Below are 14,246 nucleotides of genomic sequence, written 5' to 3' on the forward strand. Positions count from 1 at the left end.
TCAAGATGCCGGAGGCAAATATGGCACGAGATCCCAAGATCACATTTATCGGCGCAGGTTCCACGGTGTTCATGAAGAACATCATCGGCGACGTGCTGCAACGTCCGGCCCTTTCCGGCGCAACGATCGCGCTGATGGACATCAACCGGGAAAGGCTGGAAGAAAGCGCCATCGTAGTCAACAAGCTGATTTCGACGCTGGGGGCAAAGGCGAAAGCCGAGACTTTTACAGACCAGAAAAAGGCGCTCGCCGGTGCGGATTTCGTTGTCGTCGCCTTCCAGATCGGCGGATACGAGCCCTGCACAGTCACCGATTTCGAGGTGCCGCGCAAATATGGCCTGCGTCAGACCATTGCCGATACGCTTGGTGTCGGCGGCATCATGCGGGGCCTGCGCACCGTGCCGCATTTGTGGAAGATCTGCGAGGATATGCTCGCCGTATGCCCCAATGCGATCATGTTGCAATATGTCAACCCGATGGCGATCAACACCTGGGCGATTGCGGAAAAATACCCGACAATCCGCCAGGTAGGGCTCTGCCATTCGGTGCAGGGTACGGCCATGGAACTCGCCCACGATCTCGATATTCCCTATGAGGAAATCCGCTATCGTTCGGCCGGCATCAACCACATGGCGTTTTTCCTGGAATTCGAGCACCGCCAGCCTGATGGCAGCTACAGGAACCTCTATCCCGATCTCGTGCGCGGCTATCGCGAAGGCCGTGCGCCGAAGCCAGGCTGGAATCCGCGCTGCCCCAACAAGGTGCGGTACGAGATGCTGACGCGTCTCGGCTACTTCGTCACCGAAAGCTCCGAGCATTTCGCCGAATACACACCCTATTTCATCAAGGAGGGGCGAGAAGACCTGATCGAGAAATTCGGCATCCCGCTCGATGAATATCCCAAGCGCTGCATCGAGCAGATCGAGCGCTGGAAGGGGCAGGCGGCGGCCTATCGCTCAGCCGAGAAGATCGAGGTCAAGCAATCCAAGGAATATGCCTCCTCCATCATCAACTCGGTCTGGACCGGCGAACCGTCTGTCATCTACGGCAACCAGCGCAACAATGGCTGCATCACCTCGCTGCCATCAGATTGCGCGGCGGAAGTGCCCTGCCTTGTCGATCATAACGGCGTGCAACCAACCTTCATCGGAGAATTGCCGCCGCAGCTGACCGCGCTGATGCGCACAAACATCAATGTGCAGGAGCTGACGGTGCGGGCGCTGATGAGCGAAAACCGCGAGCATATCTTCCACGCGGCGATGATGGACCCGCATACGGCCGCGGAACTCGATCTCGACCAGATCTGGTCGCTGGTGGATGATCTGCTTGTCGCGCACCGGGACTGGTTGCCGGAATGGACGCAGGTGGAGGTGAAGCGCGCTCGCGCGGTGTAAGCTCGCTTCGCCGGACTGCAGAATGCAAAAGGCCGTGGGTTTCATCCACGGCCTTTTTCGGTTTCACCTATGCCCCCCACGACGGCAGCGGTGGACGGCTTTTCTCGCCCATTTCTGAATGTGTTAAATTAATTGTGTTCGGTAAGGGTATGTTCGCCTTACGTGAATACCCTTATGAGGGCGGATAAAAGCGGCCATGTTCAGGAGTAGCAAAATGAATATCGCACCAAGTCTGTCACTGGCAGCCATGATTGCCCTGGTCGCGACGCCGTCTCTTTCTTCGGAGGATATGGGCTCGGAGACAAGCGAGGCGATATTCGGTTTCGGCGGCGCCCTCACCACGGAAGACATGCTGAAAAGCGCAGCACTCATTCCGGTCGACTATGAGAAGAACGCCATTCTGGGTGGCGGTTATCAGTTCTATCCCTATCGCATAGGCAATGTGAAGCTGGGCGGTGAAATCGGCGTTGCCGTCAGGTTTGGCAAGGGTTTCACCGGTGAAGTCTGGGCGGGGCCGGTCGCGCGATATGACAGGATCAGGCTCGGGGAACGGCTGTTCGTTTCGCCGAGTTTCACGGCGGGCCTGAGCCTCGTCTCGGATGCACAGCCGGGGCGGGAGCGGCAAGAGGAAATCAAAGACAACGGCAACGCCAATGTCCTGTTTTACCTCGGCCCGGAAATCAACGTTTCCTTTAGCGAAGAATCCTCGACGGAGTTCTTCTGGCGGCTTCACCACCGTTCCGGCGGCGGCAAGACGCTGGGCAATATGAAGGGCGCGACGAATGCCAATGTGTTTGGCGTCCGCTACAAGTTCTGACGACGTGGTGCCAGTAGCGGCCAAGATATGACTGAATTTACGCCACACTTCTGTTTTTCTGCGTCGCTCTGAGGATGACCCGTGCATTCAGTGCATGGGTGGCCTGCCTTATTCTGTCTGTTCTTTGGTCCCGACAAGGCGCATATAAGGGACATCAAAGGACGCCGGAACGAAACGTTACTGACGTCGCCAACACCTTGAAAGGGTTATGTCATGAACGTAGCACGCAGCTTTAATAACTGGCGCAAGTATCGTCAGACCGTCAACGAACTGGGCCGCATGAGCAGCCGCGAACTGCACGATCTCGGTATCGACCGTAGCCAGATCAACAGCGTCGCCCGCGCCGCCGTCGGCAAGTAATCAAGCCGCTATTGCCGCTTTTGAATGCCTAAACGCCCGCTTCGCGGGCGTTTTTGTTTTTGGCGAGCCGGCGATGGTTGTGTCTCAAGCATGACAGGCCGGGCAAAGGTGAAAATCAGCCTGTTGCATCGATGTTTCGGGTTGGAAAAATCGCCATGCGTTTGATGCATGTCTGGGCTGCAAGCTTGTGTCTGTGAAATGAAGAAAAAAATGATATCTTCAAATCATCGAAACGGATGTACCTCCTCCCACATCCTTTCGGTAATGCGGGTGATCCTACTCCTCCTCCCAAGGATTACCCCGGGGACAGCGGTTTCCTCCTCCCATATCGCTGTTCAATCTTTTAAAAAGCCTGCCGCACCTCCTCCCGCGGCAGGCTTTTTTGTTTTCAGCGTCGAGTGCCATTTTCAGGCGACCCGCTTTTTATCTCCACGAGAATGGTTCAGTCGAAAGCCATCATGCCGATGGGCGTAACGGCACGCGTGCCCGCGCGCTTGGCAAGTGCGTAGGAAAGGCACTGTTCCACGGCGTCCTGCGGCACAGGTTTTACGATAACGCCTGCGCCGATACCGAGATTGACCACCACCTCCGGGTTTGCCGTCATGAAGATCACCACGACGCCGTGATCCTGCGAAAGCCGCCTCCCGATCTCCGGGCCGGTCTGGCCGTCGGCTAGATTGACGTCGACAAAGGCAATATCTGCGCGGCTGCCGAGTGCCACGGCCTGATCCAGCCGGTTGGCGATGCCGATGACGTCAGCTTCCTCTTCCGCCTGCATAATGGAATCCTCGATATCCATGGCGATGAGAAATTCGTCCTCCACGATCAGCACACGCGGTTGTTCCGTGCGGAAACCCGGTTCGTTTTGCAGGATGTATGCGGACATATGACTGCCTCCATTCCATGCGCTTTAGCGCGGTCGGGAGGCAAACACCTGCCGAAGCAACTCGTTCCAAAGTGAGATAAACATGGTGAATACAGTGTAAACGTACCAGCTTTTCGGCTATCACCTCTAGATAGCGAAGCAGTTGATTCGGTTTGGTTTTCATCCGGGGAAGGGGTCGGAGACAGTCGCCGTAGCGCATCTTTCGCCCCTGGAGCACAAGCCTTTAGCCGCAAGCGGGGCAAAGGCTTGCATGCAAATTCAAAGCGTTACAGCATCCTTCACGCGCCAGGAAGGAAATGCAGGAACGTTGCCGATCATTCGCGTGCCGCGGTTAAAAAACGGCGCGAGACCCTATGAGTTTAGAAAGAGAATAAGACGATGACCCAGTCTCCGCGCGCTCCAATCGCCCGCAACACGCCCAATATCGCTGTTATCGGCGTCGGTGGCGGCGGCGGAAACGCGATCAACAACATGATCGACGAGGGCATCGGCGGCGTTGATTTCATCGCCGCCAATACGGATGCGCAGGCGCTGAAGAAAACCAACGCGCCAAGGCTCGTGCAACTCAGCTCCGAACTTACAGGCGGGCTGGGTGCCGGGGCCGATCCGGAGGTAGGCCGGCAGGCGGCAATCGATTCGCTTGACGAGATCATGGATCACCTCAACGGTTACGACATGTGCTTCATCACCGCCGGTATGGGCGGCGGTACCGGCACCGGTGCTGCACCCGTCATCGCGGAAGCGTGTCGTGCGAAGAATATCTTGACCGTCGGCGTCGTCACCCTGCCGTTCAGCTTCGAGGGCGCGCGCCGCATGCGTGCTGCCGAATATGGTTTCGCCAATCTGCTTAATACCGCCGATACCGTCATCGTCATTCCAAACCAGAACCTGCTGCGTATTGCGGATGCCGGCACGACCTTTGAAAGTGCCCTGAAGACGGCGGACAAGGTCCTGTCCCTCGGCGTGCGCTGCATTACCGATCTCATCCTGCGCGAGGGCCTGGTCAATCTCGACTTCGCCGATGTGCGTTACGTCATGAAGAATGGCGGACGCGCGCTTATGGGCACGGCGCAGGCCAAGGGTCCAAAACGCGCTTCGGAAGCGGCAGCAGCCGCCATCGCCAATCCGTTGCTCGGCGAACCGTCGCTGAAGGAGGCCCGCGGCGCGCTGGTGTCGATTTCCGGCGGCAACGACCTGACGCTCTACGAGATCGACGAGGCGATGACGCTTGTGCGCGAGGCAGTCAGCGAAGAGACCGATGTGGTGATGGGCGCGTCCTTCGATCCGACGCTGGATGGCGCTTTCAAGATTTCCGTCGTGGCCACCGGACTGCGTAACTGAGGTCCCGACCTCGAAGCGGCGCTTTGTAAAAAAGCAGCTGTGTCACAAATTGAATTATTGAAGCCGTCGCGGGTAATTTTCGTGACGGCTTTTTGTTGTTTTTGAACAATTATTCCGCCATTCGAAGAGCAGGTGCTGCAACGCGGCGTTGATATGGAAAAAATATAATAGTACTCTTTATGTCGACAAGAGGGATTTGGTTATGACGGATATAATTGCTTCTGCCGAGCGTAAGCGTGGCTCCGGCGTGAAGATGGTCTACGATCTGCTGCGCGACGAGATTCTCGATCTGGTTCTGCCGCCGGGTAGTCCAATCGATGAGGTGCAGCTTGCCGAACGGTTCAAGATGTCGCGCACGCCCATTCGCGAAGCGCTGGTGCGGCTTTCGGGCGAGGGGCTGATCGATACGCTGCCGAACCGTTCGACCATGGTGTCGAACATCGATTTCCTCAATATGCATACCTATTTCGATGCGCTGGTGCTGATGTACCGGGTGACGACCCAGCTTGCTGCCCAATATCACCGTCCGGAAGATCTGGCCGGTATCCGCGCCCATAATGCGGAATTTGCCATTGCGGTGGAAGAGCAGGACGCACTGGCGATGATTTCCACCAATGCCGCCCTGCACCTTTCCATCGCCGAAGCGGGACGCAACCCCTATTTCACCAGTCTGTTCAAGCGTCTGCTGGATGAGGGACGGCGCATCTTGCGGCTGTATTACCAGTCCTACGATGATCGCCTGCCGAAACGTTTCGTCGACGATCACGATGCGATCATAGCGGCGATTGCCGCGCGCGACACCGTTCTGTCCGAGAAACTGGCCCGCGAGCATGCCGAACAGATCGTGCAGCAGGTGCAGAAATTGCTGGTGCGCAATGAGCGGCTGGAAATAAATCTGTAGCTTGTCGATTTCTTGTCGACAAATAAAATACAAGATTGTAATGTCCTTGTCGAAAGGGTGGCGCGGAGGTGCGTCCATTCCCGAAAAACTGTCCCTTAGGAGCTAGTAATGACGGCCAGCATTTTTTCCGGCGTGATTCCCGCCTTGATGACCCCCTGCAAGGATGATCGTACCCCCGATTTCGACGCGCTTGTCCGCAAGGGCAAGGAGCTGATCGCCGATGGCATGTCCGCCGTCGTGTATTGCGGTTCCATGGGCGACTGGCCGCTTCTTTCCGATGAGCAGCGCATGGAAGGCGTGGAACGTCTGGTGAAAGCCGGCATTCCCGTCATCGTCGGCACCGGCGCAGTCAACACCGCATCCGCCGTTGCGCACGCCGCCCATGCCCAGAAGGTTGGCGCAAAGGGCCTGATGGTCATTCCGCGTGTTCTTTCGCGCGGCTCGGTCATCGCTGCCCAGAAGGCGCATTTCAAGGCCATCCTCGCGGCCGCTCCCGAAACGCCCGCTGTCATCTACAACAGCCCCTATTACGGTTTCGCCACCCGCGCCGATCTCTTCTTCGCGCTGCGTGCGGAACACAAAAACCTCGTCGGCTTCAAGGAATTCGGTGGTCCGGCGGATATGCGTTACGCTGCTGAAAACATCACCAGCCGCGATGATGAAGTCACCCTGATGATCGGCGTCGATACCGCCGTTGTCCACGGCTTCGTCAATTGCGGCGCAACCGGTGCGATCACGGGCATCGGCAATGTCCTGCCGAAGGAAGTCATCCATCTCTGCAAGCTGTCGCAGGCCGCCGCCAAGGGCGATGCGGATGCCCGCGCCCGCGCGCTGGAACTGGAGCAGGCGCTCGCCGTCCTCTCCTCCTTCGATGAAGGCCCGGATCTGGTTCTCTACTTCAAGCACATGATGGTGCTGAAGGGCGACAAGGAATATACGCTGCACTTCAACGAGACCGATGCCCTCAGCGACAGCCAGCGCGGTTATGTCGAGGCGCAGTTCAAGCTGTTCAACAGCTGGTACGCCGACTGGAGCAAGCTTCCGGGTGCGGTTCAGGCCTGCAAGGCTGCCTGATTACTTTCTGCAGTGAAAAAGGCCCGCATTTGCGGGCCTTTTTTCATTTTATGAGGTTCGATAGCTATCCTTCGTCATGCCTGATTGGGTTCGGCATGACGAAGGAGTGATGTCAGGAGACGGCGTCCATCCCCTGTTCCAGCAGCCGGTCGAGGCCGGCGATTTCGGCGGCGGTCAAGGTGATGCCTTCGCTTTCCGATTTAGCGCGTGCAGTGAAGCGGCGGCCGGAGGGCAGTCGGGCTCCCTGGCCGATAATGGCGTCGAACAGGATTTCCGCCCGCTGGAAAGGATCGCCCGGACGGCCCTTGGCGAAGGCTTCCGGGGAAAAGGCGACGATCAGCTCGCCATGGAAGGGCGCAAGCGTTGTGGTGCCGAGATACTCCAGCACTTCGGGGCTGGTCAGGTCACCGATCATGATACCCGCGAGAAGCTCGATCATGGTGCCTATGGCCGAACCCTTGTGGCCGCCGAACGGAAGCATGGCACCGGCAAGCGCAGCCTCCGGGTCGGTCGTCGGGTTTCCGTCGGCATCCACGGCCCAGCCTTCAGGCAAAGATTTTCCCGCGCGACGGTGCAGTTCTATCTCGCCGCGCGCCGCAACAGATGTCGCGAAATCAAAGACGTAGGGTGAAGTGTTCTTACGGGGCCAGCCGAAGGCGAAGGGGTTGGTGCCGAGCAGCGGCTTGGTTCCGCCAGTGGGGGCGACGGTGGAATAGCTCGGGCACATGACCAGACCCGCTAGACCGTTCGCGGTCAGCCCCTCGACTTCCGGCCAGAGCGCCGAGAAATGCGTGCAATCATTGATGACGAGCGCGGCGATGCCGGTGCGTCTCGCCCGCTCCACCAGAACCGGCAGGCCAAGCTCGAAAGCGGGGTTGGCAAAACCGCCATTGGCGCTGACTTTCACGATCGCAGTGCCGTCGTCTGCGGCCACCTCCGGCATCGCATCGGGCTTAACCTTGCCTGCCTTGACGGTGCGCAGGGCGCCTTCGATGCGGTAGATACCGTGCGATTTGCAGGCGTCACGCTCACCGGCAACAATAACCCGCGCAAGCGCTCCCGCCTGCACGGCATTGAGCCCCGCCTTGCGGAAAATCGCTTCGACCCGCTGAAAAAGCCCGTCGATGGTCAATGTGGTGTTGTCGCTCATTATAATCCTCCGATATTGGGCTCGCACATTTTGAATACATAAAGTATACAACGGTCGTTCTATTGCAACTCGTCTTTTCGGCATTCTGCGTCCGGTGCCCATTCCTGCCACAAGCGCGGGGATGAGAGTAGGGCAGACTTGCCCACCCAGGGCGTCATTTTCACGTGCTCTTCGGTTCCGAATTGCAAGCTCGCTGCCGTAGCATTGTTCGCTGCTGCAAAAATTCTTTTTGTATACTCATTGTATTTTTGTGTTGATTTATCGCCTCCGTAGGGAAATAGTGACCTCGCCTTCAATGGCAGAGCAATTCTGGGAGCAAATCAACAATGAAAAAATCGGTCATCGTCGCCGGCCTGCTGGCCGCCACTTTCGCTATTACTCCGGCCAAGGCCGACAAGCTTGACGACATCATTTCGTCCGGCACGCTGCGCTGCGCGGTCGTGCTCGACTTCCCGCCCATGGGCGCGCGTGATGACGCCAACAACCCGATCGGCTTCGATGTCGATTATTGCAACGATCTCGCCAAGGCGCTCGGCGTCACGGCTGAAATCGTCGAGACGCCTTTCCCGGAACGTATTCCGGCGCTGATGTCCGGCCGCGTCGATGTTGGCGTTGCCTCCACGTCCGATACGCTTGAGCGCGCCAAGACGGTTGGCATGACCGTGCCTTACTTCGCCTTCGAAATGGCTGTCACCGCCAACGACAAGTCCGGCGTCAAGTCCTTTGAGGACATGAAGGGCAAGACCGTCGGCGCGACTGCCGGTACGTTCGAAGCCATTGCGCTCGAAAAGACTGTCAAGGAATGGGGCGTGGGCGAGTTCCGTCCTTACCAGACGCAGGCCGATGTGTTCCTCGCGCTCAGCCAGGGTCAGATCGACGCCACCGTTTCGACCTCGACCGTTGCACAGGCCAACGTCAAGACCGGCAAATTTGCCGGCATCTCGGTGGTCGGCAAGGCACCTTATGACATCGACTATGTCGCTCTCTTCACCAACCGCGATGAATATGGCTTCATCAACTACCTGAACCTGTTCATCAACCAGCAGGTTCGCACCGGCCGTTACGCCGAACTCTACGGAAAATGGGTTGGCGGCGAAGTTCCTTCGCTCACCGTCAACGGCGTCTATCGCTGATCGGAACTTTTCCGAAACGGCGCGGTCGGATCGATCGCGCCGTTGATCGTTTCTGAAAAGGTGAGACGGTTATGTTCAATTATACATTCCACTGGAATCAGGCGCTGAAGGCTTTGCCGCAGTTGCTGGACGGTGCGGTGGTGACGCTGCAGATCGCGATCCTGTCGATGGTGATCGGTCTTTCCTGCGCCATCGTGCTGACCCTGTTCCGGCTTTCCGGCAACCGGATATTGGGTGCAATTGCCGCCGTCTGGGTGGAAATCGCCCGCAACACGCCGGCGCTGTTCCAGATTTACATGGCCCATTTCGGCCTTGGCAATTTCGGCATTCATCTCAGCCCCTATACGGCACTTCTGGCCGGCATCGCCTTCAACAATGCGGGCTATCTTGCGGAGAACTTCCGTGGAGCGCTGAAGGCGATACCGGATACGCAAACGCGCTCCGGCCGTTCGCTCGGCATGACGTCGATGCAGACCTTCCGCCTCATCATCATGCCGCAGATGCTGCGCGTCGCCTTCCTGCCTGCCACCAACCAGATGGTCTGGGCAATCCTGATGACCTCGCTCGGTGTCACCGTCGGCATGAATACGGATCTCGCCGGTGTCACGCAGGCCTTGAACGCCCGTTCGTTCCGCACCTTCGAATTCTTCGCGCTTGCCGCGGTCATCTATTACGTGATCGCCAAGATCGTCACGCTTGCCGCCAGATTGCTGGCCGCTCGTCTGTTTCGTTACTGAGAGAGGTGCGCCATGTTTGAAACCGCTCTCACCTGGAGTGATCTTGCCTTCCTTGCCAAGGGCGCGGGGATGACGCTTGCCGTCACCGCCGTTGCCGTTACGGCTGGCACCCTCATGGGGATCATCTTCGGTGTCATCCGCTTCCAGCTCGGGGCCTATTGGTCGCTGCCGCTGACCTTCGTGCTGGATGTTTTCCGCTCCGTGCCGCTCCTCATCCAGCTGGTGCTTGGCAATGCCTTCCAGTCGATCGCCAAGCTCGGCTGGCCGCCATTCACCACCTCATGCGTGGTGCTGTCGCTTTATACGGCGGCTTACTGCACCGAGATCGTGCGTGGCGGCATCGAAGCGGTGCCGTCCAACACGCGCCGCGCCTGCCGTTCGCTCGGCATGACCTGGTCGCAGGACATGCGCTACATCGTGCTGCCGCTTGCAACTCGCGTGTCGTTGCCCTCCTGGATCGGTCTGACACTCGGCGTCATGAAGGATTCGGCGCTGGTGCTGTGGCTCGGGCTTATCGAGCTTCTGCGCGCCTCGCAAATCCTCGTCACCCGCCTGCAGGAACCGCTGACCATTCTCATGATCTGCGGCGCCATCTATTTCCTTATCAGCTTCCCCATCGCCCGTTTTGGCGGGTATCTCGAAAGACGGTGGTCCCCCAATGATTGAGATCGAAAACGTCCGCAAATCCTTCGGCCCGCTGGAGGTTCTGAAAGGGATCAACCTGACCGTCAACAACGGCGAGGTCGTCACCATCATCGGTGGTTCCGGCTCCGGCAAGTCGACGCTGCTGACCTGCATCAACGGCCTGGAGCCGATCGATAGCGGCAAGATCGTCATCGACGGCACCGAGGTGCATGCCAAATCGACCGACCTCAACAAGCTGCGCCGCAAGGTCGGCATTGTCTTCCAGCAATGGAATGCCTTTCCGCATCTGACGGTGCTCGAGAACGTCATGCTGGCGCCGCGCAAGGTGCTTGGCATTTCGAAAGAGCAGGCCGAGGAAATCGCGGTCAAGCAACTGACCCATGTCGGTCTTGCCGAAAAGCTGAAGGTCTATCCGAACCGCATGTCAGGTGGTCAGCAGCAGCGTATGGCGATTGCCCGCGCTCTCGCCATGTCGCCGGAATATATGCTGTTCGACGAAGTCACCTCCGCGCTCGATCCGATGCTGGTGGGCGAAGTGCTCGATACGCTGAAGATGCTGGCCGACGAGGGCATGACGATGATCTGCGTCACCCATGAAATGGCCTTCGCCCGCGATGTGTCGAACCGTGTCGCCTTTTTCCATCAGGGCGTGATGGCGGAAATCGGCACGCCGGATCAGCTTTTCGGCTCGCCGCAGCACCCCGAGACGCAGAAATTCCTGTCGAGCGTGCGGTAATGTCTGCAAACAATGTCATCGTCATAGGGGCCGGCGTTGTCGGCCTCTCGGCAGCTATTGCGGCGCAGGGACGCGGCCTTTCGGTCACGGTTATCGATCGCGAAGGCCCGGCGGCCGGCGCTTCCGCCGGTAACGCCGGTGCCTTCGCCTTCACCGATATACTGCCGCTCGCATCCCCTGGCATTCTCTGGAAAGCGCCGAAGTGGCTTCTCGATCCGCTCGGTCCGCTCAGCGTACCGCCTGCCTATGCGCTGAAGATTGCACCATGGATGTTCCGGTTCTGGCGTGCCTGTGCCGCCTCGAAGGTTGAACATTCCACCGCCGCCCAGACGGCGCTGATGGACCTGTCGAAATCCGAACTTGAGCCGTTCCTCAGAAAAACCGACACGATTGCCATGCTGCGCAACAAGGGCAATCTCCAGGTCTATGAAAGCGAAGCCGAATTCGAAGGCTCGCTTGCCGGCTGGAAGGCGCGCGAGCGGCACGGCATCGAGTTCCAGCACCTCAATGCCGAACAGATGGTCGAGATACAGCCCGGCATCGCACCGCGTTTCACCTGCGGCACCTTCACGCCCGGATGGCATTCCATCGCCGATCCAAAGCTCTACACGCTGGCTCTTGCCGAGCATTTCCGCAGCATTGGCGGTCGTATCGAACGTCTCGACATCGCAGCGCTCAGGCCGCTGGAAGACGGTGTGGAAGTGGTGAGCCATGACGGGCGCACCCGCAAGGCCGGCAAGGTGGTGCTGGCGGCGGGCGCATTTTCGCATCGCATTGCCCGTTCGCTTGGGGAAAAAATTCCGCTGGAAACGGAACGGGGGTATAATACCACCCTGCCTTCAGGCGCCTTCGATCTGCGCACGCAGGTGACCTTCGGTGGCCATGGTTTCGTCGTCACGCGGCTTTCGACCGGCATTCGCGTCGGCGGTGCAGTGGAACTGGGCGGGCTCGAGCTTCCGGCCAATTTCGCCCGCTCCGAGGCGCTTCTCGCCAAGGCGGCAAGTTTTCTGCCAGGTCTGAAAACCGAAGGCGGCAAGCAATGGATGGGCTTCCGCCCGTCGCTGCCGGACAGCCTGCCGGCAATTGGTGCGGCGCGGCATACGGCGCGGGTGGTCTATGCTTTCGGCCACGGCCATCTGGGGCTGACGCAATCGGCCGGCACGGCCCGCATCGTCGCCGATCTACTGACGGGGCAAAAGCCCGCCATCGATACAAGGGCATTTTCGCCACAACGTTTCTAGAGAATTTTGGCTTTTCTCCGAAACGCAAAAATTCTCTAGTTTTTTTTACGCATTTTCCAGACGTAAAACCGCTACGCACTTTTACTGGAAATGCTTTTGGGGAGATTTTCGATGTCTTCTTCCGTTTCGACAGCAGCCGTTCCTCAGGCGCGCAGCATCCTGCCGGGCGCGGCTGAAGGCGTGGTGATCGCCACGACTGAGGCGCTGAGTTTCTGGGGCGGTGTCGATCCCGCCACCGGCAAGGTGATTGACGTGCACCACCCGCTGCACGGCGTCTGTCTCACCGGCGGTGTGCTGTTCATGCCGTCAAGCCGTGGCTCATGCACCGGTTCGGGCGTTTTGCTCGATCTCATCCTGACGGGCCGCGCACCCTCAGCGCTTGTCTTCTGCGAGGCCGAAGACGTGCTGACGCTGGGTGCGCTGATCGCTGCGGAAATGTTCGGCAAGCCTTTGCCGGTGCTGCGCCTGGACGCGGAGAATTTCGCGCAGTTCTCCCAAGCCTCTCATGTGCGTATCGATGAAAATACCATTGAGGCCGATGGCGTTTCCCTCGCGATCGCGCCGCCTGCGACGACGCATCTCGATCTCAAGAATGACGACAGGGCAATGCTCGAGGGCCGCGACGGCATTGCCGTGCAGCAGGCAATGCGCATCATTGTCGCTATGGCCGCTCAGCAGGGGGCGTCAGCGCTCGTCGATGTCACGCAGGGTCATATTGACGGCTGCATCTATGCCAGCCCCGCCAATCTCACCTTTGCAGAAAAGATGGCGGAGATGGGCGCAAGCGTGCGCGTGCCGACGACCATGAACGCCATCTCGGTGGATAAGGCGCATTGGCGCGCGCAGGGCGTGCCGGAGGATTTCGGCGATCCCGCCGCAAGGCTGGCGGATGCCTATGTACGCATGGGCTTTCGCCCCACCTTTACCTGTTCGCCATATCTGCTCGACAGCGCGCCGCAGGCCGGCGACATGATCGCCTGGGCCGAATCGAATGCCGTGATTTTCGCAAATACGGTTCTCGGCGCACGCACGGCCAAACATCCGGATTTTCTCGATCTCTGCATTGCCTTGACGGGCAGGGCACCATTGTCCGGCGTCTATCTTGAGGAAAACCGCCGGCCGCAACGAATTGTCGATGTCGCTTTGCCTGAGGGTATCAATGACGCCTTCTGGCCGCTCATCGGTTATCTCGCCGGCAAGGCAGCCCCCGATTGCATTCCGCTTCTGCGCGGTCTTGGCGCAGCAAAGCCTTCGCGGGATGATTTGAAGGCACTCTGCGCCGCTTTCGGCACCACGTCTGCGGCTCCTATGCTGCATATCGAGGGCGTCACCCCGGAAGCGGGACTGGAGCCGGTCGAGACGGCGGAAACCGTCACAGTTTCGCTTGCTGATATGGCCGCAGGCTGGTCGCTTCTGAATGAGGGACCGGAGGATGTGCAACTGGTTGCCATCGGCAGCCCGCATGCCTCGCTGGAGGAGTGCCGCGCGCTGGCGTCCGCCTTCAACGGACGCAGGCGTCATGCAAATGTTGCCGTCATCGTCACTGCCGGACAGCAGGTCATCGACGCAGCAGAACGGGACGGCACCCTGCAAAGCCTGCATGACAGTGGCGTCCAGGTGCTGCCTGATCTCTGCTGGTGCTCGATTTCCGAACCGGTCTTTCCGACCAGGACGCGCGCGCTGATGACCAATTCCGGCAAGTACGCCCACTACGGCCCTGGCCTCAGCGGCCGCGCTGTACGCTTCGGCAGCCTTGCCGACTGCGTTGAAAGCGCACTGACCGGCCGTGCTATTTCCCGCCTTCCATCCTGGCTTTCCTGAGGAGCAATAA

General features: G+C 59.0%; 14 protein-coding genes. 12 read left to right on the forward strand and 2 right to left on the reverse strand.

Going from position 1 to position 14,246, the window contains the following annotated elements; translation table 11 throughout:
- Nucleotides 1–20 precede the first annotated feature (20 nt).
- The 3 genes from CRP02_RS11455 (at nucleotide 21) to CRP02_RS11465 (ending at nucleotide 2,571) form a co-directional block, all read left to right on the forward strand.
- On the forward strand, nucleotides 21–1,394 hold the full coding sequence (locus tag CRP02_RS11455; RefSeq protein WP_097100382.1) for an alpha-glucosidase/alpha-galactosidase: 1,374 nt from the start codon (nucleotides 21–23) through the stop codon (nucleotides 1,392–1,394).
- A 214-nt stretch (nucleotides 1,395–1,608) separates the two neighbouring features.
- Nucleotides 1,609–2,211, forward strand: a complete 603-nt coding sequence (locus CRP02_RS11460; RefSeq protein ID WP_179783989.1) for a hypothetical protein — start codon at nucleotides 1,609–1,611, stop codon at nucleotides 2,209–2,211.
- Between the two features lie 213 nt (nucleotides 2,212–2,424).
- On the forward strand, nucleotides 2,425–2,571 hold the full coding sequence (locus CRP02_RS11465; RefSeq protein WP_004431290.1) for a DUF1127 domain-containing protein: 147 nt from the start codon (nucleotides 2,425–2,427) through the stop codon (nucleotides 2,569–2,571).
- A gap of 442 nt (nucleotides 2,572–3,013) precedes the next feature.
- Here the strand turns inward: CRP02_RS11465 and CRP02_RS11470 are convergent, their stop codons facing one another.
- Nucleotides 3,014–3,457: a response regulator gene (locus CRP02_RS11470; protein ID WP_004431292.1), complete on the reverse strand. Its 444-nt coding sequence runs from the start codon at nucleotides 3,455–3,457 to the stop codon at nucleotides 3,014–3,016.
- Between the two features lie 378 nt (nucleotides 3,458–3,835).
- Here CRP02_RS11470 and ftsZ point away from each other — a divergent pair, with 378 nt between their 5' ends.
- From ftsZ to CRP02_RS11485, 3 genes are all read left to right on the forward strand, one after another.
- Nucleotides 3,836–4,798: a cell division protein FtsZ gene (gene ftsZ / locus CRP02_RS11475; RefSeq protein WP_019566702.1), complete on the forward strand. Its 963-nt coding sequence runs from the start codon at nucleotides 3,836–3,838 to the stop codon at nucleotides 4,796–4,798.
- A 202-nt stretch (nucleotides 4,799–5,000) separates the two neighbouring features.
- Nucleotides 5,001–5,699: a GntR family transcriptional regulator gene (locus tag CRP02_RS11480; RefSeq protein ID WP_004431295.1), complete on the forward strand. Its 699-nt coding sequence runs from the start codon at nucleotides 5,001–5,003 to the stop codon at nucleotides 5,697–5,699.
- Nucleotides 5,700–5,807: 108 nt separating this feature from the next.
- A complete protein-coding gene (locus tag CRP02_RS11485) occupies nucleotides 5,808–6,773 on the forward strand; it encodes a dihydrodipicolinate synthase family protein (protein ID WP_013761087.1) in 966 nt (321 codons plus the stop codon).
- A 112-nt stretch (nucleotides 6,774–6,885) separates the two neighbouring features.
- On the opposite strand, the gene CRP02_RS11490 is transcribed toward CRP02_RS11485, so the two are convergent.
- Nucleotides 6,886–7,923 (reverse strand): Ldh family oxidoreductase, encoded by a 1,038-nt coding sequence (locus tag CRP02_RS11490; RefSeq protein ID WP_097171130.1) that lies wholly within the window; start codon nucleotides 7,921–7,923, stop codon nucleotides 6,886–6,888.
- 326 nt (nucleotides 7,924–8,249) lie between these two features.
- Between CRP02_RS11490 and CRP02_RS11495 the strand changes: the two genes are divergently transcribed.
- The 6 genes from CRP02_RS11495 (at nucleotide 8,250) to CRP02_RS11520 (ending at nucleotide 14,236) form a co-directional block, all read left to right on the forward strand.
- Entirely contained in the window at nucleotides 8,250–9,056 is an 807-nt protein-coding gene (locus tag CRP02_RS11495; RefSeq protein WP_013761084.1) for a transporter substrate-binding domain-containing protein, read from the forward strand.
- 71 nt (nucleotides 9,057–9,127) lie between these two features.
- Complete coding sequence (locus CRP02_RS11500) at nucleotides 9,128–9,793, forward strand: amino acid ABC transporter permease (protein ID WP_019566704.1); 666 nt, start codon at nucleotides 9,128–9,130, stop codon at nucleotides 9,791–9,793.
- A 12-nt stretch (nucleotides 9,794–9,805) separates the two neighbouring features.
- A complete protein-coding gene (locus CRP02_RS11505) occupies nucleotides 9,806–10,459 on the forward strand; it encodes an amino acid ABC transporter permease (RefSeq protein WP_097171131.1) in 654 nt (217 codons plus the stop codon).
- Entirely contained in the window at nucleotides 10,452–11,174 is a 723-nt protein-coding gene (locus CRP02_RS11510) for an amino acid ABC transporter ATP-binding protein (RefSeq protein WP_097171132.1), read from the forward strand. The genes CRP02_RS11505 and CRP02_RS11510 overlap by 8 nt, the downstream gene beginning before the upstream one ends.
- Nucleotides 11,174–12,415: an NAD(P)/FAD-dependent oxidoreductase gene (locus CRP02_RS11515; RefSeq protein WP_097171133.1), complete on the forward strand. Its 1,242-nt coding sequence runs from the start codon at nucleotides 11,174–11,176 to the stop codon at nucleotides 12,413–12,415. The genes CRP02_RS11510 and CRP02_RS11515 overlap by 1 nt, the downstream gene beginning before the upstream one ends.
- Before the next feature lie 111 nt (nucleotides 12,416–12,526).
- Complete coding sequence (locus tag CRP02_RS11520) at nucleotides 12,527–14,236, forward strand: aconitase X (protein WP_097171134.1); 1,710 nt, start codon at nucleotides 12,527–12,529, stop codon at nucleotides 14,234–14,236.
- Nucleotides 14,237–14,246 lie beyond the last annotated feature (10 nt).

The sequence above is a fragment of the Rhizobium sp. AN5 genome (assembly GCF_900215255.1).
Classification (GTDB): Bacteria; Pseudomonadota; Alphaproteobacteria; order Rhizobiales; family Rhizobiaceae; genus Agrobacterium; species Agrobacterium tumefaciens.